The organism is Mesorhizobium sp. M0437 (assembly GCF_040321335.1).
Taxonomy (GTDB): domain Bacteria; phylum Pseudomonadota; class Alphaproteobacteria; order Rhizobiales; family Rhizobiaceae; genus Mesorhizobium.
Genome location: NZ_JAMYRK010000021.1, coordinates 64,173 through 87,423 on the forward strand (window position 1 = coordinate 64,173; position 23,251 = coordinate 87,423).

The following is a 23,251-nucleotide window of genomic DNA, read 5'->3' on the forward strand; positions in this document are numbered from 1 at the left end:
TCGCGCCACATGCCCGCCGCGTTTCGGGGGCATCACTCCAATAGAGAGGGGGCGCTATCATGGCCCAGTCATTACCCAGTATCGTTTCCGGCGAAGGCGGTCTCAGCCGCTACCTGGAAGAAATCCGCCGCTTTCCGATGCTTCAGCCGCAGGAAGAGTACATGCTCGCCAAGCGCTACGCCGAGCATGAGGACACGACGGCTGCGCACAAGCTCGTCACCAGCCACCTTCGGCTCGTCGCCAAGATCGCCATGGGCTATCGCGGTTACGGCCTGCCGATCGGCGAGGTGATCTCGGAAGGCAATGTCGGCCTGATGCAGGCCGTCAAGAAATTCGAACCGGAGCGCGGCTTCCGTCTCGCCACCTATGCGATGTGGTGGATCAAGGCCTCGATCCAGGAATACATCCTGCGCTCGTGGAGCCTGGTCAAGATGGGCACCACCGCCAACCAGAAGCGCCTGTTCTTCAACCTGCGCAAGGTGAAGGGCAAGATCCAGGCGCTCGATGAAGGCGATTTGAAGCCGGACCAGATCACCGAGATTGCCACCCGGCTGAACGTCTCGGAAGCGGAAGTCGTGTCGATGAACCGCCGCCTGTCGGGCGACGCCTCGCTCAATGCGCCCATCCGGGCCAGTGAAGGCGAGTCCGGCGAATGGCAGGACTGGCTGGTCGACGACCACGAAAGCCAGGAAGAGATGCTGATCGAGCAGGACGAGCTGGAAAACCGGCGCGGCATGCTGTCGGGCGCTCTTGCCGTGCTCAACGACCGCGAACGCCGCATCTTCGAGGCGCGCCGCCTCGCCGATGAGCCGTTGACGCTTGAAGAGCTGTCGGCCGAGTTCGATATCAGCCGCGAGCGCGTGCGCCAGATCGAGGTGCGCGCCTTCGAGAAGGTGCAGGACGCGGTCAAGGCCGCAGCCAAGCGCCAGACGCAGGCGCTGCGCACCATCGAGGCGCAGCCGGCGGCGTAAGGCCTTCCGGTAGAAACAAATAACGGCGGCGTCAGGTAACTGGCGCCGCCGTTTTTTTCTAAAGCGCGTCGCGTTCGGGCCGGCCTTGTGCGGCGCGCTTTAGATTCTTGTTTTTATGCATGTCGTTATCGCAAAACCGCTGCAGACTTTTGCGCGACATGCATTAGCGGGTTGCCGGTTCCGCGGCGCCTTCGCGGATGTCCGATCCGTCGCCCTAACTGCTCAGTAGCCTTGCCAGGCGTCCCCAGACGATCTCATTGATAGCGGCATTGTCGCAATTTTCCCCAAGCCCTGAAAACCGCAAGGCTGCAAGCTGTGGCGGCAATGTTGCGGCGCCGACCGCGGCATTCCACAACCCGGCGCTTGCGGCAGGCGGGCGCGACAACGGTCCGTCGGGCAGTTGAGTTCGTCTATTGGAAACGAAAGGCAGTGTGATGATGACGATTTCTCCGTTTCTGGCCGCCCTCGGATCCGACGGTCCGCCAGCCGATCGAGCGAAAGACATGGCCCTGTATGGATGGCTAATTGGAAGCTGGGAGATGGACTCGGTCCACTACCTCGACGACGGCACAATCCAGAAATGGGATGGCGAATGCCATTTTGGCTGGGTGCTCGAAGGCCGCGCGATTCAGGACGTTTGGATCAGGCCCAAGCGCCCTGCTCCGTCCGCGATGTATGGCACAACCTTGCGCATCTTCGACCCTGGGATCGATGGCTGGCATATCATATGGAACGACCCGCTCAACCGGGATCACTCGCGCCAGATCGGGCGGGCCGAGGGTAAGGACATTGTCCAGCTCGGCAATGACTCGCGCGGTCTGCAAACTCGATGGCGTTTCACCGAGATCACTGCCACCAGCTTCCATTGGATCGGCGAGGAAAGATCTTCCGAGAGCGATCCTTGGCAAATCATGTATGAACATTTAGCCCGCCGAACAAAACCCTGACGCTCGACTGGCTGGCGTCTGCGCTGCTCCTCATCCGGCTGCCGCCACCGTCGTCCCGCATAGACCTATCGGATTCAAACATCGCAAAAATCGAATCAGGATCAATAGCTTGGATGACCATCGCAGAACGATGAGGGCGGCGCCGAGTCTGAATGGCATTGTAGTGCCAGCGACCCATCCTCTCACAGGCAATCGAGCGGAAACTTCAGATAGCGCTGCCCGTTGGATTCCGGTTCCGGCAGGCGTCCGCCATTCATATTGACCTGCAGCGCGTGCAGGATCAGCCGCGGCATCGGCAACGTCCTGTCGCGGGCTTGGCGGAGCGCGACGAAGTCGGCTTCCGTCTTGCAGCCGGCAACATGGATGTTGCCGGCTTTCTGCTCCGCGACCGTGCTTTCCCACCGCGCTTCGCGACCGCCCGGCTGGTAGTCGTGACCGACGAACAGACGTGTCTCGTCCGGCAGCGCCAGGATGTCCTCGATCGAACGCCAGAGCCGCTCGGCACTGCCGCCCGGAAAGTCTGTCCTTGCGGTGCCGCTGTCCGGCATGAACAGCGTGTCGTGGATGAAGGCGGCGTCGCCAATGACGTAAGTGATCGAGGCCAGTGTGTGGCCCGGCGAGAACAGCACTCTTGCCGCAATGCCGCCGACCGAAAAAGTTGCGCCGTTGGCGAACAGCCTGTCCCATTGCGAACCGTCGGCGGGGAATTCCGGCCAGTTGTAGATCACCTTCCACAATTTCTGGACGTTGATGACCTTCTCGCCGATTGCCGTCGGCGCTCCGGTTCTCCCCCTCAGATAATGGGCGGCGGAGAAATGATCCGCATGCGGATGCGTGTCGAGGATCCACTCGACCTCCAGCCCGCTTTCCCTGACGAAGTCGAGCAGGGCGTCGGCGTTTTTCGTTGCCGTTGCACCGGACCTTTCGTCGAAGTCGAGCACCGGATCGATGATAGCGCATTTGCGGGTCGCCATGTCGGCGACCACATACTGGACGGACCCGCTCGGCTTGTCATAGAAGCCGGTGACCTGCGACCTGGCCGATAATGCGTCCAATCCAGCCTCCTTCGCCCCTCACCACGGCAGGAAGGATTTTCTCTGCCACGGCAAATTAAAGGCATGGTTGTCCGTCAACCAGGCATCGTCAAGCACCCCATGCTCACACGGCCAGGAAAACCGAAAACTCTCTGTGCCGCCTCTGCCTGCTCAGGCGGAAGGCTGCTTGGTTTTCCTGAGATATGGCAGGATCGTCTCATAGGCGCCGAAGCGCTTGATGGCATCCTCATTCGAGACGGCAGCGGTGATGATGACGTCCTCGCCCTGCTTCCAGTTCGCCGGCGTCGCCACCTGGTGCTTGGCGGTCAGCTGCATGGAATCGATGGCGCGCAGGATTTCGTCGAAGTTGCGGCCCGTCGTCATCGGGTAGGTGAGAACCAGCTTGATCTTCTTGTCGGGCCCGATGACGTAAACCGAACGCACCGTGGCATTGTCGGCGGGCGTGCGGCCTTCCGAGCTCTCGCCGGCACCCGCCGGCAGCATCTCGTAAAGCTTGGCGACCTTGAGATCCTTGTCGCCGATCAGCGGGTAGTTCACCGAATGACCGGTCGCGGTCTTGATGTCGTTCTGCCACTTTTCATGGCTTTGGACGGGATCGACCGAGATGCCGATGATCTTGACGTTGCGCTTCCTGAACTCGCCTTCGAGCCCGGCCATTGTGCCGAGTTCGGTCGTGCAAACCGGCGTAAAGTTCTTCGGATGGCTGAACAATACCGCCCAGCCGTCGCCGATCCATTCATGGAAGCTGATCGGTCCTTGCGTGGTCTCAGCGGTGAAGTCCGGTGCGATATCGTTGATGCGAAGGCTCATGACGTGTCCCTTACCCTGTGCGTGCAGATCGCAGCCGGCGTTGCCCGGCGCTGCTTTTGCCTTTCTATCACTCCGGCGTCATCCTTCAAACGCCTGTTGCGCCGGCATCAAGGCCGGCGGCGAAATATTTTCATTGCTTCTCGGCAAATGCAGCAGGAATTTTCGCTGCGCTGGTTCAGGCCTTGTTCACTGCCAGCGTCGTCGCCAGGTCTTCCATGCGCTGGGCCAGTGCGCCGAGCGCCCCGGTCAGCACGGAATCGTTCTTGTCGGCCTTGGTCAGTGCGTCGTCGCGCGTCTTGCGCAGCGTCAGCACTTCGCTTTCCATGCCCTTGACCCGCTTCTGCAGTTCCGAAAGCTCGTCCATGACCATGATGCCGGCCATCACGGTCAGCCGCTGGTCGCCGATCTCGCCAAAAGAATCCTTCAGATGCGAGACATAGCGGTCGAAGCGCTCGGCAAGATCGATCAGATGCTCTTCCTGGCCCTCGTCGCAGGCCATCCGATACTGCTTGCCGTCGATGGAAACCGTGACTTGTGCCATTGGCCTACCTGTCCAGTACCGCGCGGATGGTTTCCATAGCTGTCACCAGCCTTCGCGACACTTCCTTGTTGGCATCTTCCAGCCGTTCGGCGCGGGCCTCGGAATTGTCGAGCTCCTGCGCCAGCCGCGAGCGGTCGGCGTTCATCCGCTGCACTTCGGCCTCGGCTTCCGAATAGTCCCGCTCATGCTCAAGCTTGGCCGCGACGGCGTTTTCCAGCCCTTCGATGGCCTTACCCAGCCTGGCAATGACTTCCTTGAGGGTCGTTTCCCCGGTCATGGCTTTCGTCCTGCGCCCTGCCCATCACCGAATCATCCACGTTCAGAACGCGTTATCCCTGAAACATTACGCGTCGTGTGAACCGCACGTCAATAAAGCTGTCGCGACTGTCCCCTGCTAACGCTAATGTAAGTCGCGCACGGCCATCACAAGACCGGCAAAAGCACACCGATTTGTTGACTAAAAGGCCGCGCCTGCTATGTGTCGCGCACCCTTTTCAAGGGCTTTCCCAAGGCCCAAACCCCCATTTTGGAGGAAGCATGACCTCGCGCGAACAACATGACCGGATGGCCAATGCGATCCGTTTTCTCGCCATGGACGCCGTCGAGAAGGCAAATTCCGGCCACCCCGGACTGCCCATGGGCTGCGCCGACATCGCCACGGTGCTGTTCACCCGCTTTCTCAAATACGATCCGAAAAACCCGCATTGGCCGGACCGCGACCGCTTTATCCTGTCGGCCGGCCACGGATCGATGCTGCTTTACTCGCTGCTCTATCTGACCGGCTACGAAGACATCACCATCGACCAGATCAAGCAGTTCCGCCAATTGGGGTCGAGGACGGCGGGCCACCCGGAATACGGCCATGCCGCGGGCATTGAGACGACGACCGGCCCACTCGGCCAGGGCCTTGCCAATTCGGTCGGCTTCGCGCTCGGCGAGCGCATCATGAATGCCGCTTTCGGCAAAGATCTCGTCGACCACTACACCTATGTGCTGGCCGGCGACGGCTGCCTGATGGAAGGCGTATCCCAGGAAGCCATCGCGCTTGCCGGGCATCTGAAACTGAACAAGCTGATCGTCTTCTGGGACAACAACAACATCTCGATCGATGGCCCGGTGTCGCTCGCCGATAACACCGATCAGGTCGCCCGCTTCCAGGCGTCCGGCTGGAATGCCAGCCATATCGACGGCCAGGACCCGGAAGCGATCGCCTATGCCATCGAAGCGGCCCGCCACTCCGACAAGCCGACGATGATCGCCTGCAAGACGACCATCGGCTTCGGCGCGCCGACCAAGGCCGGCACCAACAAGGCGCATGGCTCGCCGCTCGGCGCCGAGGAAATCGCTGGCGCCAGAAAATTCTTCGGCTGGGATTATCCGCCCTTCGAGGTTCCGGCCGATATCCTCGACGCATGGCGTACCGCCGGGCGGACAGGCGTCAAGGCGCGCACTGACTGGGAAAGCCGCCTTGCCAAGGCTGATGCCAAATTGCGCAGCGAGTTCGAACGCCGCATCAGTGGCACGCTGCCGGCCAACTTCGACGCCGTCATTGGCGATTACAAGAAGAAGCTCGCCGCCGACAAGCCGAAGGTCGCCACCCGTAAGTCATCGGAAATGGCGCTGGAGGTCATCAACGGCGCCGTGCCCGAAACCATCGGCGGCTCGGCCGATTTGACCGGCTCCAACAACACCAAGACCAGCCAGACCAAGAACATCACCGCCGACGATTACGGCCAGCGCTACGTTCATTACGGCGTTCGCGAGCACGGCATGGCGGCCGCGCTCAACGGGCTGACATTGCATGGCGGCATTATCGCCTATGGCGGCACTTTCATGTGCTTTTCCGACTATGCCCGTCCGGCGATGCGGCTTGCTTCGCTGATGGGCATCCGCTCGATCTTCGTCATGACCCATGATTCCATCGGCCTTGGCGAAGACGGCCCGACCCATCAGCCGGTCGAGCATCTGGCAGCACTTCGCGCCATTCCGAACCACAATGTCTTCCGCCCCGCCGATGCGGTGGAAACCGCGGAATGCTGGCAGTTGGCCATTGAGTCGGAAAAGACGCCTTCGACATTGGCGCTGACCCGGCAGAACCTGCCGACGGTACGCAACGACTTCGTTGCGGAAAACCTCTCCAGCCGCGGCGCCTATGAACTTGCCGCCGCCAGTGGCGAGGCGGCGGTGACGATCTTCGCGTCGGGCTCCGAGGTCGAGATCGCGCTGGCCGCCCGCGAGGCCTTGGAAAAGCACGGCCACGCGACCCGCGTCGTCTCGGTGCCGTGTTTCGAATTGTTCGACAAGCAGAGCGCCGACTATCGCAGCAGGACGATCGGCAATGCGCCGCTCAAGATTGCCATCGAAGCCGGCATCCGTCAGGGCTGGGATCACTTCATCGGCACCGACGGCATCTTTGTCGGCATGACCGGCTTCGGCGCCTCCGGCACCATCGAACAGCTCTACCCGCATTTCGGCATCACAGCCGAGGCAACGGTGAAGGCGGCGGAAGCCCGTCTGCATGGCAAATGAAAGTGAGCCCCGCCCGGCAAAGGCTGGCATAGCGGTTTTGCCGGGCGGTGGAACACTAATCGATTTAAATCCACGCCTCGGCGGCTGGATTCTTTGCCCGTCCGCCGTTATGAAGCTGCGGACTTGATCTTCGGCCTCCAACTCCCAGGGAGAGAACAATGACCGTCAGAGTTGCCATCAACGGATTCGGCCGCATCGGCCGCAACATCCTGCGCGCCATCCATGAATCCGGCCGCAAGGACATCGACGTCGTCGCCGTCAACGACCTCGGTCCTGTCGAGACCAACGCGCATCTCTTGCGCTACGACAGCGTGCATGGCCGCTTCCCGCATGAAGTGACGGTCTCCGGCGACCAGATCACCGTCGGCAAGGAAAAATTCAAGGTCACCGCGATCAAGGATCCGACGCAGCTGCCGTGGAAGGAACTCGGCATCGACATCGCGCTCGAATGCACCGGCATCTTCACCGCGCGCGACAAGGCCGCCGCGCACCTGACTGCCGGCGCCAAGCGCGTCGTCGTCTCGGCGCCGGCCGAGGGCGCCGACCTCACTGTCGTCTATGGCATCAACCACGACAAGCTGACCAAGGACCACATCGTCATCTCCAACGCGTCCTGCACCACCAACTGCCTGGCGCCGCTGGCGGCCGTGCTGCACGACGCCGTCGGCATCGAAAAGGGCATGATGACTACGATCCACTCCTACACCGGCGACCAGCCGACGCTGGACACCATGCACAAGGATCTCTACCGCGCCCGTGCCGCGGCCCTGTCGCAGATCCCGACCTCGACCGGTGCGGCCAAGGCGATCGGGCTGGTGCTGCCCGACCTCAAGGGCAAGCTCGACGGCATCTCGATCCGCGTGCCGACCCCCAACGTGTCGGTCGTCGACTTCAAATTCATCGCCAAGCGTTCGACCACCGTGCAGGAAATCAACGAGGCGGTGATCGCCGCTTCCAACGGCAAGCTGAAGGGCATTCTCGGCGTCACTCACCATCCGAATGTCTCGATCGACTTCAACCACGATCCGCGTTCCTCGGTCATGGCGCTCGACCAAACCAAGGTCATGGATGGCAACTTCGTTTCGGTCCTGTCCTGGTACGACAATGAATGGGGCTTCTCCAACCGCATGGGCGACACAGCGGTCGCCTTCGGCAAGACCATCGCCTGATCTTCCCCATCGCGACCTGAAACGCCCGGCTTCGTCCGGGCGTTTTTGTTGGAGCAGGACCGCCCCACGCTTTGGTCGGCGCGATTGCGCTCCGGGCGTCAAAACCTGCGAAAATCAGCGGCATAGACCAAAAAGCCACCCTCCCGCCTTGCACTGGTCACGTCTTCGCCTCACTCTCCCGCAATTCGAGAGGGACACGAATGTGAGGGGCAAATTCGGATGGAGCATGCGATCTATCTCGTAACGCTGGTCGGCACCGCGCTCGTCGTTGCCGCCGCGTTTTCGAGCCTGATCGCCTTCCGCTTCGGCGCCCCTCTCCTGCTGCTGTTTTTGTGCATCGGCCTCGCCACCGGAACCGACGGCCTCGGCATCGAGTTCGACAATGCGCGGCTGGCTTATTTTGCCGGCTCATTGGCGCTGGCCGTCATCCTGTTCGATTCCGGTTTCGGCACGCCGCTCAACGCCTTGCGGCAGGCGGCAGCACCGGCGCTGTCGCTGGCAACCTTCGGCGTGTTGCTGACCACCGGCCTGTTCGGTGCCGCCGCCCACTATTTTCTCGATCTCACCTGGCTGGAATCCTTCCTGCTGGGTGCTGCCGTCGCCTCGACCGACGCGGCAGCGGTCTTCTTCCTGCTGCGCGCCGGCGAGATCAATCTGCGCGAGCGTGTGCGCTCCACGCTCGAAGTGGAGTCCGGCACCAATGATCCGATCGCCATCTTCCTGACCATCACCCTGGTCGAGATCATCGCGGCTCACGCCAACCCTGAAGCCAAGATGCTGGTTACCGACCTTTTCCTCGGCTTCCTCATCAGTATGGGGCTTGGCGCCGTTGTCGGCGTGCTCGGCGGCCTCGCCATCGTGCGCCTCGTCGACCGGCTCAATCTCGATCACGGCCTGCTGCCGATCTTCGTGCTGACCTTGTCGCTGATGGTGTTCGCCGCCGCCGGCGCCATTGGCGGCTCCGGCTTCCTGGCGGTCTATCTCGCCGGCCTGGTTGCCGGCAATTCCGACATCCGCGCCGTCACCATCCTCAAGCGCTTTCAGGACGGCATGTCGTGGCTGGCGCAGATCATCATGTTCCTGATCCTCGGCCTGTTCGCCACGCCGTCACAATTTCCGGCGCTCCTGGTGCCGGCGGTGCTGCTCGGCCTGTTCCTGATCTTCGTCGCGCGGCCGATCGCCGTCTGGCTCTGCCTGATCCCGTTTCGCCTGCCGCGCCCCGAGATCGCCTTCATCTCCTGGGTCGGCCTGCGCGGCGCCGTGTCGATCCTGCTCGCCATCACCCCGATGCTCGGCGGCCTGGAGAACGGCCGCTTCATCTTCAACATCGCCTTCATCGTCGTGCTGGTCTCGCTGGTCGTGCAGGGATGGACCGTCGGCCCGCTGGCGCGCCGCCTCGGCCTGATCGTGCCGGCCCGCCTCGGGCCGCTGGACAAGGTCGAACTCGAACTGCCGGGTTCCGCCCATCACGAGCTGCTTGCCTACCGCGTGGCGCCCGGCAGCCCGGTGGCGCGCGGCGAGCGCATTCCGCGCTGGGCGCGGCCCTCGCTGGTGCTGCGCGACGGACGCTCGATGCGCTTCCAGGACATGGGCAGGCTGACCGCCGGCGACCATGTCTACATCTTCGTGCCGGACCGCTATCCGCGCCTGCTCGACAAGCTGTTCGCTAGCCGTGCCGTGGTCGATCCCGAGGACGCTGATTTCTTCGGCGCCTTCGCCGTCGATCCGTCACGCCCCGCCGAGGAACTGGAGACCGCCTACGCGCCGGGCCTGACCGAAGCGGAACGCAAGCTCAGCATTGGCGACCTGGTCACTACCCGGCTCGGCGGCCACGCCGAATACGCCGACCGCGTGCTGCTCGGTCCGATCGAGCTGATCGTCCGCGACGTCGACGACAAGGGCAGGATCACCGGCCTTGGCCTGTCCTTTGAGCCGACCGCGCCGGTGGCGCGCGTTCCGGTGTTTCTCAGCGCCGGCGAAATCCGCGACCGCATCGCCGCCTTCATCCGCAACCGGCGCAAGCCGGCCGAGGCGCGGGCGGTCGAGGCGGCGGCCGAGATGGAACCGGTTCCGCAGCCCGTGGTGGAAAAGACAACTGGCGAAGGCTGACCGCTGTCCACCCGAGCCGCGGAACCCTGCCGCGAGGCTGAAGAATGGCTCGGCAACTGGTGTGGCGGGTCCATGTGGTCCGACATCGCCGGAAATGATCCCGATCGGCCGGTTGCGAGGACGTTCGGCCGATCAGTCGCCAATTCTCCGGCGCGCCATAGGGGCGCGCTTAATTGTTGCGGGCCGCTACGAACTGCGCCGCTTGTTTCAGAAGCGCAGCTTGCTCGCCAAAAGGTTCGAGCAACGCATGAGCCTGGTCAACGAGGCCATGGAGCTGGCCCCGCGCCCAGTCCGGTCCGTGCAGCGCGACCAGCGTCGCCTTGCCGGCCGCGGCATCCTTGCCGGTCGCCTTGCCCATCTGATGCGCGTCGGCGGTCAGGTCGAGCAGATCGTCGGCAAGCTGAAAGGCAAGCCCGATCGCCGAGCCGAACTCGGCCAGCCTTTCGCGGTCGCCCGACGGCGCGCCGGCAAGGATAGCGCCCGCTTCGCAGGCAAAGCGGATCAGCGCACCGGTTTTCATCGCCTGAAGCCGGATGATGCCGGCCTCGTCCGGCCGGCTTTGTTCGGCTTCGAGATCGAGCATCTGGCCGCCGACCATGCTTCCCGCCCCGGCGGCGCGGGCCAGTGCCAGCACCAGCGTTGCCCTGCGCTCGGCCGGCAGCATTGTCGCCTCGTCGGCAAGGATGTCGAAGGCAAGTGTCAGCAAGGCGTCGCCCGCAAGAATGGCGGTCGCCTCATCGAAAGCCCTGTGCACGGTCGGCTGGCCGCGGCGCAAATCGTCGTCGTCCATGGCCGGCAGATCGTCATGGATGAGCGAATAGCAGTGCACGCATTCGAGCGCCGCCGCGACGCGCAGCGCCGCCTCGCCGTCGGCTGAAAACAGTGCAGCACTTTCCATGACCAGGAAGGGACGCAGTCGTTTGCCGCCGTTCAGCACGCCATGTCGCATTGCCGCCATCAGGCGTTCGGGCCGCGCGACCTCGCCCGAAAGCGTCCGTCCGTCGAGCAACCGCCTCAGCAGCGCCTCGAGCGGAACTGCCCGGGCAATAAGTGCAGCTTCGAACGCCATTTGGTCGTCTTTCGTCATGGTCGGGAGCGGTAGCCGACACTCAGACATTGCGCAAGAAGCCAAGCGCCATTATGCCGGGGGCAGGGAGTAGCGCGGACTGGGTGGCTTGGCGGAACCGATCGTCGATCACGAAACCGAAGGGTTGGACATGGCGAGACCGAGACGCGGCAGCCGCATCGGTCTTCAACGCTGGGTCCGGCGCGGCATTGCCGTCGCCGTCGTGCTGGCGTTGGTGCCGGTGGTGCTGACCTTCCTGTATCTGCCGTCATTCGTGCATCCGGTGTCGACATTGATGCTGAAGGACCTGGCGACGTTTTCCGGCTACGATCGGCGCTGGGTTTCCATCGACGATGTCGCGCCGGTGCTGGCATATTCGATAATCATGTCGGAGGACGGGCAGTTCTGTTTCCATCGCGGCGTCGATCTGGGCGAGTTGCGCGGCGTCGTCGACGATGCGCTCGCCGGCGAGATGACACGTGGCGCCTCGACCATCACCATGCAGACGGTAAAGAATCTTTATCTATGGTCGCGGCCGTTGGGCTCGGTCCGTAAGGTCGTCGAACTGCCGCTGGCCGTCTATTTCGATGCGGTGCTGTCGAAACGGCGGATCATGGAGATCTACCTCAACATCGCCGAATGGGGACCGGGCATCTACGGCATCGAGGCCGCCGCCCAGCATCATTTCGGCGTCTCGGCTAAACAGCTGTCGCGCCGGCAGGCAGCGCTGCTTGCCGTCACCTTGCCGAATCCGATCGTGCGCAATCCGGCGAAGCCCGGGCCGGGACTGAGGCGGCTTGCCGCGTTGATCGAACGGCGCGCCGGCCGCGCCGGCGCCTATGTCGGTTGCCTGCGATAGTGTCAAAAAAAAACACGGCGACGCTGGCCAAAACGCCGTCGGGCGTGTATAGGCACCCGACTTTCTCAGATTCCGGCCCCTGATGTGGCCCTTTCACGAGGGCCGCCGGGGCGTTTTGACCATGTAGTGGAGCATATCCATGGCCGTTCCGAAACGAAAAACCTCTCCGTCGAAGCGCGGCATGCGCCGTTCTGCCGACGCACTGAAGGCCCCGACCTATGTCGAGGACAAGAACTCCGGCGAGATGCGCCGTCCGCACCATATCGACCTGAAGACCGGCATGTATCGCGGTCGCCAGGTTCTGGAGCCGAAGGAAAGCTGATAGAGCTTTCGACGGTTTATTGGGTTGCGAAGCGACCGGCCATTGGCCGGTCTTTTTGCGTTTGCGACAACTGATCGTATCAGCCGGGCCTGACATTGTTGTTTCACGCCGTCTTTGTCCGTGTTTATCGGCCGCACGAAAATTCTTGACGGCGAACGCCGGGCGCACTCTACAAAGATCAGTCCAACCGGAGCCGCCACATGTTCGGTGCCATCCCGCTGCTGATCGTGCCTTTCATCCTCTACAATCTTGGGCTTCTGGGAATATTCGGCAGCGGCGACGATCCGTGGGCCACCGAAATGTTTTCGGTCCGGATGATGTCGGGTGGCGTGTTCTCGATGACCCTCGGCGACCTCATCGTGCTGATCGCACTGATCTTCTTGTTCGTCGAAGTGGTGAAGTCGACGCGCACGACAAGTGCCTCGATCATGGACCATCTTTTGTCGACCTTCGTCTTTGTGGCCTATCTGGTCGAGTTCCTGCTGGTGAAGGGCGCCGCCCATTCCGTCTTCTTCACACTGATGGTCATAGCGCTGATCGACGTGCTGGCCGGCTTTTCGGTGTCGATGCGGTCGGCCACCCGCGACATCAATATGAATTAAGGATCCCGGCTCAGCCCGGGTCAGCGGTGAAGCCAGCCGCCTCGAGCCGGCGATGGCTGCCGTTTCATCATTGTCGAACGTGTCGCCGGAAATACCGATGGCGCCGATGATCGTGCCGGCGTTGTCGCGGATCAGCACGCCGCGCGCGCGCCCGACACGTCGGAGATGTCGGCGATCAGATGCGGGCGCTCCTTGGCGAAAGCTTCCACCCGGCGCGGGCCCATGCCGATAGCCAGCGCGCCATAGGCCTTGCCGGCCGACATTTGCGGACGCAGGAACGAGGCGCCGTCCTGACGCTGGAACGCGACCAGATGGGCGCCGGCGTCGAGCACCGAGACGCCAAGCGCCTGAGCTTGAGCTAGGCACCCTTGGCAAAGGCGGCGGCGTTGATTTCAAGGGCTTTGTCGAGCGTCAGTGCGGTCATGGCCGTCTCCTGAACGCGCCAGTTATCAGCCGTCAGAACAGACTCCGAGTGAACTGTTTCGCGTGCGGAAGGAAGCATGGATTCTGGGAGCGCCGGCCTATTTCTTCTTGGCGCGAGGCTTCTTCACCGGGGCCGGAGGCGCATTGGCCAGGTCTTCCGCTTCCTTGGCGAGGCGCAGCGCCCGCAGCTTGTTGGTCTTGGCTTGGCGAGCGTCGCTCTCGGCGACATATTCCGCCATCGCCTTCTGGCGAACCGTGGCTGCCTCTTCCTGTTTCTTGAAACGCAAATCGGCCCGCGCACGGGCAGTGTCCTTAGAGTTCTCGACCAAGAGCGTTATCCAATCCGTAAATTATCTTCAGTCCCTTGATAGCAGAGCCAGCCCGCAATTGGGAAAATAAGTTGGTCATGGCGCCGGATCGCAGCCAACTCGCTCCGCCTTGCGGGCGACTACCGCATCGTATCCGGCCTGCAAAGTCGCGCGGACGGTGGGTCCAGATGGGGCGGGAGACGCACCCAGATGCTCGTGGCGCAACTCGTTCATGAACTTATCCCACATCGGCGGGCCGCCTTTTTCCAGAAGCTCGGCACGGATAGAGAGCTCTTCGCTGACCGGCAGCCAGACGCGGCCCCAGGCGCCGAGATGCGCCAGGATCGGCACCAGCGTAATCGCCATTTCGGTCAGGCTGTAGATCGCCTTTTGCTTGTGGGAGGGATCGTCCGCCTTGGTCAGCATGCCGAGCTCCATCAGCCGCTTCAGCCGGTCGGCGAGGATGTTGGAGGCGATGCCCTCCATCGAGCCGTTGAGCAGTTCGCGAAAGTGGCGTCTGCCGCCGAAGATGATGTCGCGAAGGATGATCAGGCTCCACCGGTCACCGAACACTTCGAGCGACAGGTTGATGGGGCATCCGGACCGACGATCGATGTTCATGCGAATCTCCAAAAACCGGTTGCATTATCGTATCGGTTTTAATATCGTGCAACTGATTGCAAAATGCAATCGGATTGGAAGCCCAAGGAGGAAAGCCATGAAAAACGCCGAACACCCCGAAATCGCATCCCAGACGTTCGGCGATCCGGCCCATCCGGCGGTGTTGTTGATCATGGGCGCGATGGCTTCCATGCTTTGGTGGCCCGAAGCGTTTTGCCGGAAGCTGGCCGGCGAGGGTCGCTTCGTGATCCGCTATGACAATCGCGATACCGGCCGTTCGACCAAATACGCGCCGGGCGAGCCGCCTTATACATTCGACGACATGGTGGACGATGCCGTCCGCGTCCTTGACGACCAGGGAATCCGAAAGGCGCACGTGGTCGGCATGTCGATGGGCGGCATGATCGCGCAGCTCGTTGCGTTGAAATACCCGTCGCGTGTCACTTCGCTGACGGTGATCAGCAGCTCGCCCTTGGGCATCGATACGTCGCATTTGCCCGGAACCACCGAGGCCTATAGGAAACATTCGGCCGAAGGCGCGAAGGTCGACTGGTCTGACCGTGGCCAAGCGGTCGATTTCATGGTCAAAAACGCGCGTGCGCTCGCCGGCACCGCGCATCCGTTCGATGAGGCGCGGACGAGAGCGTTCGTGGAACAGGACTACGACCGGTCCGGCGGCTTTCTCAGCGCGACCAATCACTTCATGCTCAAGGGCGGCGAAGATCGGAGCGGCGAGGACTGGACGGGGCGGCTGCACGAGATGAAGATTCCGCTCCTCGTTGTCCACGGCACCGACGATCCGATCTTTCCAGCCGAGCATGGCGCCGCTCTTGCCGACGCGGTCGCCGGTGCAAGACTGGTCCGGATCGAGGGCGGCGGCCACGAGCTGCATCCCGACGATTGGGCCGCGATCATCGATGCGATCGTCGCCCACAGCCGGGCCACGTAGCAGCGGGCCGAACCTTGACACCGGATGCCCGCGAGACGAAGCACCAAAGATAGGAGCAAAAATGTCCCTGACGATGCATCTTCATCCGCTGGCCTCCTTCTGCTGGAAACCGCTGATCGCGCTCTATGAGAACGGCACGCCATTCACATCGGTCGTTGTCGATCTCGGCAATGAACAGTCGCGCGCGGCGTTTCTGAAATTGTGGCCGCTCGGCAAGATGCCGGTGCTGCGCGATGAAGCGCTGGACCGGACCGTGCCGGAATCGACGATCGTCATCGAATATCTCAACGCGTATTATCCTGGGCCGGTCGAACTGATCCCCGCCGATCTCGATCTCGCTCGCCAGACCCGGCTTGCCGACCGCTTCTATGACTTCTATGTCCAGGAACCGATGCAGAAGATCGTTGGTGACCGGCTGCGGCCGGAGGGCAAGACCGATCCGTTCGGCGTCGAGCAGGCCCGCGCCCAGCTGCGCAGCTCCTACGCCATCATTGAACAGGACATGCAGTCGACGACATGGGCGGTGGGTGCGAGCTTCACCATGGCCGACTGCGCTGCCGCCCCCGCGCTGTTCTACGCCAACAAGGTCGAGCCGTTCGGAGACGAATATCCTGCGGTCAGGCGCTATCACGACCGGTTGCTGCAACGCCCCTCGGTTGCCCGTGTGATCGAGGAAGCGCAGCCGTATTTCAAGCTCTTCCCCTACAACAATGGCTAGAGTGGTTCATCATCCTCGCAAACGCACTACTCAGGGACAATCGGACCTGGACACCATCTCTCCCTTGACCAACACGGATACTCTAGGCCCGATGCTGCATAGTTGCTCGACGCGCTGACGATGCCTCTCAGCTTCCGGGTGAACCGAGCTGCTCCGCATCCCAGAACTGGTCAAGCCAGATGTTGAGCTTCAGGAAGCCGGCATTGCTGACCGTATAGACGCGCCTGGTGCCTTCCGGCTTGGCGTTGACCAACCCCGCATCAAGCAGCACCTTCAGGTGCTGCGAAACGGCCGGGCGGGACACCGGCAAGCCGGATGCCAATTCGTTGACGGTCTTCGGTCCGCGCCGGAGCTCTTCCAAGAGATGGCGCCGGTTGGGATCGGCAATCGCCATGAAGGCGTCGGAAAGCATCATGCCTTATTTGTGGGGCAAAGCGCCTCGAATCTCAACTGTCGGCTTCAGCTTTTCTGCGCGGGTCGAGCCGCAACGCTTCCGGCGTCACCGAGCGATCGGCGGGCTGGGTCTTGAAGGCATCGCGGCCTTCGATCGGCACCGGCGCGCGACGGCTGATGCGCAGCAGCGTATAGCCAGCCAGGCTGAGATGCGCGAGCGCAGTGGCCAGGAACAGCCCCTCAGGGCGCATCCAGCCCATCAGGCCGGCGGCCACCAGCGGACCGATCATCGTGCCGAAGCCATAAAGCAGCAGCAGGCCGCCCGACACTTTGACGAAGTCCTCCGATCGCGCATGGTCATTGGCATGCGCCACCGCGATCGAATAGAGCGTGTAGGCGAAGGCGCCGTAGGCGGCGGTGCAGACGATGACGAAGACGCCGGAGCGCGGTTCGAACAGGAAGATGGCGATGGCAAACAGCGCAGCGCCGCAGGCCGCGCCCGCCAGCACGAAACGACGGTCCGTCGTGTCGGAGAGCCGCCCGGCCGGAAGCTGCATGGCAGCGCCGGCGATGACCACGAGGCTCATCATCAGCGCGATCTCGGCTGTCGAGATGCCGATGCGCGCTCCATAGACGGCACCAAGTGTACCCCAGGCGCCGTTGGCGATGCCGATCAGCACGCAAGCGATCGCCGACACCGGCGAATTGACGTAGAGCCCCTTGACGTCAAGCGACACGTCCTGCAGCGGCTTGGGGTGAGACGCCGTCGAGACCGCTGTCGGGATCAGCGACAGGCAGAACAGAATGCCGGTGATCATGAACAGCGACGCCGATCTCACATCGCCGCCGGCAACGATCATCTGACCGCCCATGATCGAGGCATAGGTGACCATCATGTAGAGGCCGAAGACGGTGCCGCGGTTTTCGTTGGTGGCCTTCTCGTTGAGCCAGCTTTCGATGACCATGAAGGCGCCGGCCATGGTGAAGCCGGTGAAGGCGCGCAGCAGGATCCAGGTATATTCGTCGATGATCAGGCCGGTGAGCAGTGCGACGATCGCTCCCGATGCGGCAAAGGCGCCGAAAGCCCTGACATGACCGGCGCGGCGCACGATGCGTGGCGCAAAGAAGCAGCCGGTGACGAAGCCGCCGGCCCAAGCCGTGCCCATCAGGCCGAGCGATGCCGTCGAGAAGCCCTCCACCTGGCCGCGCAGCGGCAACAGCAGACCGTGCAGTCCAGATGCCGCCAACAGGAACGCGGTGCCGCGCAGCAGCGAGAGGATCGGTCTGTAGCTTGCGAACATTTTTCAATCCGGCTGGGGTTTTGGGCACAAGTCTGGAGACAGCGGCATTCGGGCTTTTCGGCGGCGTGCCCGAGCTTTTGGAATTACCCGCAGTAACTACCCGCGGCGAAACAGCGCCTCTGCCGCCGACTTGGTCGAGCCCTTGGTCTTGAGCTCGGCTTCCAGCCGGGCGATCTCGTCGCGCAGGATGCCGATCCGTTCGGACAATTCATCGACGGAAAGCAGCGACAGATCCTGCCCGATCTCGTGCGGGCGCGCTTTCTTCTTGGGTTCGTCGTCGAAGATCGCCATCGTCGCTCCTCCGTGATTGCCCATTTGCCTGATTTGCCAATGAGCATACATAGGGCAAGGGTATGGATGCAAATGGCGGGCAAGAGCTGGCACGAGAAACCGGCGGAGCACGACGGGAAAATTCATGGCGAACGCACAGAAAATTCCGGCGAAGATGATGGCGATCGCCATATCGGAACCGGGCGGGCCGCGGGTGCTGAAACCGGAAACCCGCGACGTACCGGTTCCCGGTCCCGGCGAGATCCTGATCCGGGTGCGGGCCGCCGGCGTCAACCGGCCGGACGTGCAACAGCGCAAGGGCGCCTATCCGCCACCGCCGGGAGCGTCGGATCTGCCGGGGCTGGAAGCAGCAGGCGAAGTCGCTGCCCTTGGTGACGAGATATCGCGCTGGCGCGTCGGCGACCGGGTCTGTGCGCTGACGGCGGGCGGCGGCTATGCCGAATATGTCAGAGTGCACGCCGGCAGCGTGCTGCCGCTGCCCGCCGGCTTTACCTACACCGAAGCGGCGGCGCTGCCGGAAAACTACTTCACTGTTTGGCACAATGTCTTCGAGCGCGGCGGCCTGAAGAGCGGCGAGACACTGCTCGTGCATGGCGGCTCGTCGGGTATCGGCACCACGGCGATCCAGCTTGCTGCTGCTTTCGGCGCCTATGTCGTCACCACCGCCGGCAGCAAGGAGAAATGCGACGCCTGCCTCAAGCTCGGCGCCGACCGGGCGATCAACTACCGCGAGGAGGACTTCGTCGCCGCAGTCAAGGAGGCAACCGGCGGCAAGGGTGCCAATGTCATCCTCGACATGGTCGGCGGCGACTATGTGGCGCGAAACTATGAGGCTGCAGCCATGGAAGGCCGCATCGTCCAGATCGCGACGCAGGGCGGGGCAGTGGCGAGCGCCGATTTCTTCAAGATCATGGCCAAGCGGCTCGTGCACACAGGATCGCTGCTCAGGCCACGCACCGTGGAGTTCAAGGCGGCAGTTGCGGCTGCGCTCGAGGCGCAGGTTTGGCCGCTGCTCGGCACGCGCAAGGTTGCGCCGGTGATGGATACGATCTTCCCGCTCAAGGAAGCGTGGCGGGCGCATGAGCGGATGGAGGAGGGTGAGCACATCGGCAAGATTGTGCTCGATGTCGCCTGACGGCCCGCAAACAGGCTGAACGAAAGCTTAATGGTGCAATGCAACAAACGCATTGCGGCCATGCAAAAGCGTCTGTTCAATTTTTCATCGCCGATGCCTATTTACGCGGCATCAAAACGATGGAGGACTATCATGAACCCGATCCGCGCTTTCCGTAACTGGCGCATGTACAACGAAACCGTGCGCGAACTGAACCGGCTGAATGCTCGTCAGCTCAACGACCTCGGCATCAACCGCGGCGACATCGAGAGAATCGCCCGCAAAGGGCTTTGATCTCGAGCACGATCCCGCTCGAAGACCGGGCGCCGCTTTTCGGCAACGCCGAGCCGCGGTTCGGGATCAAGCTTTAGAAGCCAGAGCCGCAGCAGACGGATTTCCGTCGCCGGTTCCGAGCCCGCCCGACCTTGGTCTGGCGGGCTTTGTCTTTTTGAAGGTTTCGACTGCATGGCGTCATCTGCCGACCCTTCGCGGTCTGCTGGTCGCGCTGCCGTGCCGTCCTTGACGCGCGCCTGCCAAAAACATTGCGAAACGGCGAGCGAGCGGTTATATAGACCGCGATTTTCCCATTTTGGTGGCTCTAAACCACCGCCCGCGCGGGAACGCGGGCGAACGAGAAGGATTTTTGTAATGGCCAATACGCTGCTGATGCCAAAGGCGACCGCCGTCTGGCTGGTTGACAACACAGCGCTTTCCTTCGAGCAGATCGCGCAGTTCTGCGGACTGCATCCGCTTGAGGTCAAGGCGATCGCCGACGGCGAGTCGGCGCAAGGCATCAAGGGCATGGACCCGATCATGACCGGCCAGCTCACTCGCGACGAGATCGCGCGCGCCGAGAAGGACGCCAACCACCGGCTGAAGCTCTCCGATCCCAAGGTGCGGGTGCCGGAATCCAAACGCAAGGGTCCGCGCTACACACCGCTGTCGAAGCGCCAGGACCGGCCCAACGCCATCCTCTGGCTGGTGCGCAACCATCCCGAGCTCAAGGATGCGCAGATTGCCCGCCTTGTCGGCACAACGAAGTCGACGATCGACCAGATCCGCGACAGAAAGCACTGGAACTCCGCCAATCTCCAGCCGATGGATCCGGTGACGCTCGGCCTGACGTCGCAGATCGACCTCGATATGGAAATCAACCGCGCCTCGCGCGGCCGCGAGCAGGCGCAGCCGGTCGGCGATACGCTGCTGCCGGCCGCCTTGACCGAACGGCTGGTGCCGGCGCCCGAAAAGCCGAAGGACGAGGACCGCGAACTTGACGCCAACGCCGTCTTCGCCAAGCTTTCGGCGCTGAAGTCGAAGGACAAGGACGCCGACGAAGAGGAATAGGTCTGGCATCCAAAACTAAAAGCCCGCTTTCAAGCGGGCTTTTTTTGTGATCTTCCGTGTCAGCTTCGCGCCGCCCGGTCCGGCGCCATGCCGTAATCCTCGCTGCGCTCCACCGCGCGATAGAAATCAGCGAGCTGCTTGCCGCGCTCCGGCTTGAAGGTGCGGCCGGCGATGACCACCGAGGCGATGCGGTCGATGCGGAAGGCGCGGAAATCGCCGCGCATCTCACACCAGGCGACCAAGGTCCACACCTTGCCCCAGAACCACAGGCCGAGCGGGCGGATGTCGCGCGCGGTGCTGCGGCCGGCCTCATCCGAATAGTCGATGGTCAGCACCTGACGTTTCTCGATGGACCGCTCGATCAGGTCGATGGCTTCGCGGGCGGCATCGCTTACCACCCACATCGGCGTGTGGATCTCGGTACGGGCGATGCGGTCCTTTTCGGCGTCGGGCAACACGGCGCCTATCTTGACCAGCGCCTCGTCGGCGGCTCGCGCCATGGCCGCGCCGCCAAAGGCGCGCACCATGCGGGCGCCGGCGACCAGCGCGACGATCTCGTCACGCGTGAACATCAGCGGCGGAAGATCGAAACCCTCCCTCATCATGTAGCCGACACCGGCCTCGCCGTCGATCGGCACGCCGGTCGACTGCAGGTCTGCGATGTCGCGATAGATCGTCCGCTCGGAAACCTCGAGCCACGTGCCCAGCTTCTGGGCGGTGACCAGACGACCACCACGCAGATGCTGCACGATCTGGAAGAGCCTGTCGGCGCGGCGCATCGTATGGTCCCTCGGCGTCTATCGTTCCAGCCCTTCGCGCTTGCGCTGCGCGGCGACGAAGGCCGCGCCGAAGGACAGTTTACTCGTTGTCGGCGGGTTTGCGCCGACCACCCGCCAGAACGGCGCAACGTCGCCCAGCGCCATACCACCCTCAAGATCCTCGTTGGCGGCCTCGGCGACGGTGCGCAGATGATAGCCGATGGTGACCGGACATGTCATCTCGGCACCGTGCTCGATGGCGAGAGCGGTGCGCAAAGCGCGGACATTCATGTCCATGCCTTCGGGGATGGAGCGGATGAATGCATGGACCTGGCGAGCTGTAGGAACCAGCATCGGCTGGCCTTCGATGACGTCGCCGATGGTGCGTGGCGACGGTGTTATGCCGTTGATGCCAGGCGTGTTCAGCCTGTCGTTCCAGCTTTTCATCGATCGTCCTCTCGGCCATCCGGCTCCGGCGGCCATCGCACTATGGCACGAGCCTCCTGACACCATACTGTCAGGAGGCTTCAGCATGCCCATTTCAGCTCGTCGCCAGGTCGCATCCAAACGCCACGCAGAAAGCTTGCCTCAATTGCCGCCATTGCGGCGGTCGCCATACATGTCCGGCCAACCAATATCCTTGCGGATGTCCGCAGGCAGGGTGTTCATGAATCGCTGGGTGCGGATCTCATTGCGGATCGTCCGGATCTTGCCGACATAGTGCTGCACGCTACGCAGAATGGTAATACCGTTCATGGCTGGTCTCCTCTCTTTCGATGCAGGCACTATCGCACACCCCTGCTGACAGCAGTCTGTCAGGAGGGTGCGGCTCTCATGACCGGCGTTCCGATTTATCCATCGAAGTGACAAGGCAGTGCTGAAAAGAGGCTTGCCGCAGTGGAAGCCGGCGATCCCGGAGCCGCTTTGACAGCCAGCCGCGATGCTGATCAAAGGCTGCATGTCGAAACTTCTCGCGCTCGTCATCATCTTCATGATGGTCATCCAGCTCATCAAGCCGCTCGGCTGGCCCGGGCTGAAGCGGCGCAGCGATTTCTGGAAGCTGGCGCTGCTGGCGATGGCGGCGATTTCGATTACGGCGGTGCTCGGGCACTGGACGTAATGCATGTCGCGCAAAAGTGTGCAGCGGTTTTGCGACAACGACATGCATAAAAACAAGAACCTGAAGCGCGTCGGATGAGGCCAATCGAATGCGACGCGCTTTAGTGCGGGCGGCCCGCTACGCGACGCCCGGTTCGTTGGCGAGCACCAGGCTGACCAGATGTTCCGCCCAGGCTCGGTAGCCGGCTTCCGAAGCGTGAAATCCATCCGATGCGAAGCCGGCATCGGCATCCGTGATCGGCAGCCGGGGCGCCGGTATGGCGCCGCGTTCGAGGCAAAGGCGCTCGCCCATCCGGTTCACCTCGACGGCGCGGATTTCGAGGATCTTGCCGAGCAATGGCGGCATTGCCGGAGCCCGGGTGAACTCCAGCACCGGCGACCACACCACGCGCGCTTCCGGCCATTTGGCGCGCAGCGCGTAGAGCAGGCCGCCAAACTCGCGCTTGAAGCGCGGTACCGAATGAAAATTCTTGGTGTCGTTGGTACCGACGGCCAGCACGATATGCGTCCACGGATCGGCCGATAGATTGGGCAGCACATGATCGCGGATCTGGCCAGAGGTTGCCGAGTTGAAGCCGGCCGCCCGCCAGCGCACGGTGCGGCCGGTGCGTTGCGCAATCAGAACTGCCAGTTGCGCGGCCAATCCGTTTTCGGAATTGCCGATGCCGACCGAGGCGGCGGAGGAATCGCCAAGCACCAGAACCGAGATTGCTGGCGCCAGGCCAGATATCTCGTGCATGACCGGACCTTGTGCCGGCAGCATGCGGGCGGTGCGGCGACGCACGCCAAGTCCTTGCCAGACATAAACCGGAAAGGCGAGCCAGGTGAGAAGGGTCGGAAAGCGCCGCATGGCAAGTCCCTTTTAGGGCATAGCGAACAGCACTTAGCGCATGTCGGGCCGAAGGCGAAAGACCTTGGGTGACCGCCCGTCG

At 62.7% G+C, this 23,251-nt stretch carries 28 protein-coding genes and 1 pseudogene; 14 read left to right on the forward strand and 15 right to left on the reverse strand.

All coding sequences use genetic code 11. The features are described from left to right. The first annotated feature begins 59 nt into the window (after positions 1-59). Positions 60-971, forward strand: coding sequence for an RNA polymerase sigma factor RpoH (gene rpoH / locus NKI72_RS15775; protein WP_023678514.1), 912 nt, complete (start codon positions 60-62; stop codon positions 969-971). 434 nt (positions 972-1,405) lie between these two features. Further along, positions 1,406-1,918, forward strand: a complete 513-nt coding sequence (locus tag NKI72_RS15780; RefSeq protein ID WP_352540248.1) for a hypothetical protein — start codon at positions 1,406-1,408, stop codon at positions 1,916-1,918. Positions 1,919-2,100: 182 nt separating this feature from the next. Here the strand turns inward: NKI72_RS15780 and NKI72_RS15785 are convergent, their stop codons facing one another. The 4 genes from NKI72_RS15785 to NKI72_RS15800 all read right to left on the reverse strand — a co-directional run bounded on the left by NKI72_RS15785 (position 2,101) and on the right by NKI72_RS15800 (position 4,601). Continuing rightward, positions 2,101-2,973: an MBL fold metallo-hydrolase gene (locus tag NKI72_RS15785; RefSeq protein WP_352831393.1), complete on the reverse strand. Its 873-nt coding sequence runs from the start codon at positions 2,971-2,973 to the stop codon at positions 2,101-2,103. A 150-nt stretch (positions 2,974-3,123) separates the two neighbouring features. Then, complete coding sequence (locus NKI72_RS15790; protein WP_023678511.1) at positions 3,124-3,783, reverse strand: peroxiredoxin; 660 nt, start codon at positions 3,781-3,783, stop codon at positions 3,124-3,126. A gap of 175 nt (positions 3,784-3,958) precedes the next feature. After that, a complete protein-coding gene (locus NKI72_RS15795) occupies positions 3,959-4,324 on the reverse strand; it encodes a cell division protein ZapA (protein ID WP_254816554.1) in 366 nt (121 codons plus the stop codon). Between the two features lie 4 nt (positions 4,325-4,328). Beyond that, entirely contained in the window at positions 4,329-4,601 is a 273-nt protein-coding gene (locus NKI72_RS15800) for a DUF4164 domain-containing protein (RefSeq protein WP_006200774.1), read from the reverse strand. Positions 4,602-4,861: 260 nt separating this feature from the next. Here NKI72_RS15800 and tkt point away from each other — a divergent pair, with 260 nt between their 5' ends. The 3 genes from tkt (at position 4,862) to NKI72_RS15815 (ending at position 10,131) form a co-directional block, all read left to right on the forward strand. Further along, entirely contained in the window at positions 4,862-6,853 is a 1,992-nt protein-coding gene (gene tkt, locus NKI72_RS15805; protein ID WP_352613495.1) for a transketolase, read from the forward strand. 158 nt (positions 6,854-7,011) lie between these two features. Beyond that, entirely contained in the window at positions 7,012-8,022 is a 1,011-nt protein-coding gene (gap, locus tag NKI72_RS15810; protein ID WP_352831391.1) for a type I glyceraldehyde-3-phosphate dehydrogenase, read from the forward strand. A gap of 219 nt (positions 8,023-8,241) precedes the next feature. Then, positions 8,242-10,131 (forward strand): potassium/proton antiporter, encoded by a 1,890-nt coding sequence (locus tag NKI72_RS15815; RefSeq protein ID WP_352831389.1) that lies wholly within the window; start codon positions 8,242-8,244, stop codon positions 10,129-10,131. A 169-nt stretch (positions 10,132-10,300) separates the two neighbouring features. Here NKI72_RS15815 and NKI72_RS15820 read toward each other — a convergent pair whose 3' ends face one another. Beyond that, the gene (locus NKI72_RS15820; RefSeq protein ID WP_352457948.1) at positions 10,301-11,218 is read right to left on the reverse strand and encodes a polyprenyl synthetase family protein; all 918 of its coding nucleotides are present in this window, start codon (positions 11,216-11,218) and stop codon (positions 10,301-10,303) included. A 79-nt stretch (positions 11,219-11,297) separates the two neighbouring features. Here NKI72_RS15820 and NKI72_RS15825 point away from each other — a divergent pair, with 79 nt between their 5' ends. The 3 genes from NKI72_RS15825 (at position 11,298) to NKI72_RS15835 (ending at position 12,980) form a co-directional block, all read left to right on the forward strand. Next, positions 11,298-12,056: a biosynthetic peptidoglycan transglycosylase gene (locus NKI72_RS15825; protein ID WP_352817821.1), complete on the forward strand. Its 759-nt coding sequence runs from the start codon at positions 11,298-11,300 to the stop codon at positions 12,054-12,056. 139 nt (positions 12,057-12,195) lie between these two features. Next, the gene (rpmF, locus tag NKI72_RS15830; protein WP_006203806.1) at positions 12,196-12,378 is read left to right on the forward strand and encodes a 50S ribosomal protein L32; all 183 of its coding nucleotides are present in this window, start codon (positions 12,196-12,198) and stop codon (positions 12,376-12,378) included. Positions 12,379-12,578: 200 nt separating this feature from the next. After that, entirely contained in the window at positions 12,579-12,980 is a 402-nt protein-coding gene (locus tag NKI72_RS15835; protein ID WP_352500775.1) for a hypothetical protein, read from the forward strand. Positions 12,981-12,990: 10 nt separating this feature from the next. Here the strand turns inward: NKI72_RS15835 and NKI72_RS15840 are convergent. The 3 genes and pseudogenes from NKI72_RS15840 to NKI72_RS15850 all read right to left on the reverse strand — a co-directional run bounded on the left by NKI72_RS15840 (position 12,991) and on the right by NKI72_RS15850 (position 14,332). Further along, positions 12,991-13,404 (reverse strand): annotated as a pseudogene (locus tag NKI72_RS15840) (GlcG/HbpS family heme-binding protein). 97 nt (positions 13,405-13,501) lie between these two features. After that, positions 13,502-13,732 (reverse strand): hypothetical protein, encoded by a 231-nt coding sequence (locus tag NKI72_RS15845; RefSeq protein WP_023678501.1) that lies wholly within the window; start codon positions 13,730-13,732, stop codon positions 13,502-13,504. A gap of 75 nt (positions 13,733-13,807) precedes the next feature. Continuing rightward, positions 13,808-14,332: a winged helix-turn-helix transcriptional regulator gene (locus NKI72_RS15850; RefSeq protein WP_352451127.1), complete on the reverse strand. Its 525-nt coding sequence runs from the start codon at positions 14,330-14,332 to the stop codon at positions 13,808-13,810. A 97-nt stretch (positions 14,333-14,429) separates the two neighbouring features. Between NKI72_RS15850 and NKI72_RS15855 the strand changes: the two genes are divergently transcribed. Together NKI72_RS15855 and NKI72_RS15860 are read left to right on the forward strand one after the other, a co-directional pair. Next, positions 14,430-15,281 carry an alpha/beta fold hydrolase gene (locus tag NKI72_RS15855; protein ID WP_352613489.1) on the forward strand — a complete coding sequence of 284 codons (852 nt, stop codon included), beginning with the start codon at positions 14,430-14,432 and terminating at the stop codon, positions 15,279-15,281. 61 nt (positions 15,282-15,342) lie between these two features. Next, positions 15,343-15,999, forward strand: coding sequence for a glutathione S-transferase family protein (locus NKI72_RS15860; RefSeq protein ID WP_352613487.1), 657 nt, complete (start codon positions 15,343-15,345; stop codon positions 15,997-15,999). A gap of 127 nt (positions 16,000-16,126) precedes the next feature. Here the strand turns inward: NKI72_RS15860 and NKI72_RS15865 are convergent, their stop codons facing one another. The 3 genes from NKI72_RS15865 to NKI72_RS15875 form a co-directional block, all read right to left on the reverse strand. Next, positions 16,127-16,414: an ArsR/SmtB family transcription factor gene (locus NKI72_RS15865; protein WP_023678497.1), complete on the reverse strand. Its 288-nt coding sequence runs from the start codon at positions 16,412-16,414 to the stop codon at positions 16,127-16,129. 31 nt (positions 16,415-16,445) lie between these two features. Next, positions 16,446-17,693: an MFS transporter gene (locus NKI72_RS15870; protein ID WP_352683429.1), complete on the reverse strand. Its 1,248-nt coding sequence runs from the start codon at positions 17,691-17,693 to the stop codon at positions 16,446-16,448. A gap of 96 nt (positions 17,694-17,789) precedes the next feature. Continuing rightward, the gene (locus NKI72_RS15875; protein WP_023678495.1) at positions 17,790-17,984 is read right to left on the reverse strand and encodes a DUF1192 domain-containing protein; all 195 of its coding nucleotides are present in this window, start codon (positions 17,982-17,984) and stop codon (positions 17,790-17,792) included. 124 nt (positions 17,985-18,108) lie between these two features. Here NKI72_RS15875 and NKI72_RS15880 point away from each other — a divergent pair, with 124 nt between their 5' ends. The 3 genes from NKI72_RS15880 (at position 18,109) to NKI72_RS15890 (ending at position 20,442) form a co-directional block, all read left to right on the forward strand. Further along, complete coding sequence (locus NKI72_RS15880; protein WP_352454845.1) at positions 18,109-19,119, forward strand: NAD(P)H-quinone oxidoreductase; 1,011 nt, start codon at positions 18,109-18,111, stop codon at positions 19,117-19,119. Between the two features lie 132 nt (positions 19,120-19,251). Then, positions 19,252-19,392, forward strand: a complete 141-nt coding sequence (locus NKI72_RS15885) for a DUF1127 domain-containing protein (protein ID WP_023678493.1) — start codon at positions 19,252-19,254, stop codon at positions 19,390-19,392. A 354-nt stretch (positions 19,393-19,746) separates the two neighbouring features. Then, entirely contained in the window at positions 19,747-20,442 is a 696-nt protein-coding gene (locus NKI72_RS15890) for a DUF1013 domain-containing protein (protein WP_023678492.1), read from the forward strand. A gap of 59 nt (positions 20,443-20,501) precedes the next feature. On the opposite strand, the gene NKI72_RS15895 is transcribed toward NKI72_RS15890, so the two are convergent. The 3 genes from NKI72_RS15895 to NKI72_RS15905 form a co-directional block, all read right to left on the reverse strand. After that, positions 20,502-21,221 (reverse strand): helix-turn-helix transcriptional regulator, encoded by a 720-nt coding sequence (locus tag NKI72_RS15895; RefSeq protein WP_023678491.1) that lies wholly within the window; start codon positions 21,219-21,221, stop codon positions 20,502-20,504. Positions 21,222-21,239: 18 nt separating this feature from the next. Continuing rightward, positions 21,240-21,647, reverse strand: a complete 408-nt coding sequence (locus NKI72_RS15900; RefSeq protein ID WP_352831387.1) for a hypothetical protein — start codon at positions 21,645-21,647, stop codon at positions 21,240-21,242. Between the two features lie 141 nt (positions 21,648-21,788). Further along, positions 21,789-21,956 carry a hypothetical protein gene (locus tag NKI72_RS15905; protein WP_023678489.1) on the reverse strand — a complete coding sequence of 56 codons (168 nt, stop codon included), beginning with the start codon at positions 21,954-21,956 and terminating at the stop codon, positions 21,789-21,791. Positions 21,957-22,158: 202 nt separating this feature from the next. Between NKI72_RS15905 and NKI72_RS15910 the strand changes: the two genes are divergently transcribed. After that, positions 22,159-22,320, forward strand: coding sequence for a hypothetical protein (locus tag NKI72_RS15910; RefSeq protein ID WP_352540257.1), 162 nt, complete (start codon positions 22,159-22,161; stop codon positions 22,318-22,320). 117 nt (positions 22,321-22,437) lie between these two features. Here the strand turns inward: NKI72_RS15910 and NKI72_RS15915 are convergent, their stop codons facing one another. Continuing rightward, on the reverse strand, positions 22,438-23,169 hold the full coding sequence (locus NKI72_RS15915; RefSeq protein WP_352767667.1) for an SGNH/GDSL hydrolase family protein: 732 nt from the start codon (positions 23,167-23,169) through the stop codon (positions 22,438-22,440). Between the last annotated feature and the right edge of the window lie 82 nt (positions 23,170-23,251).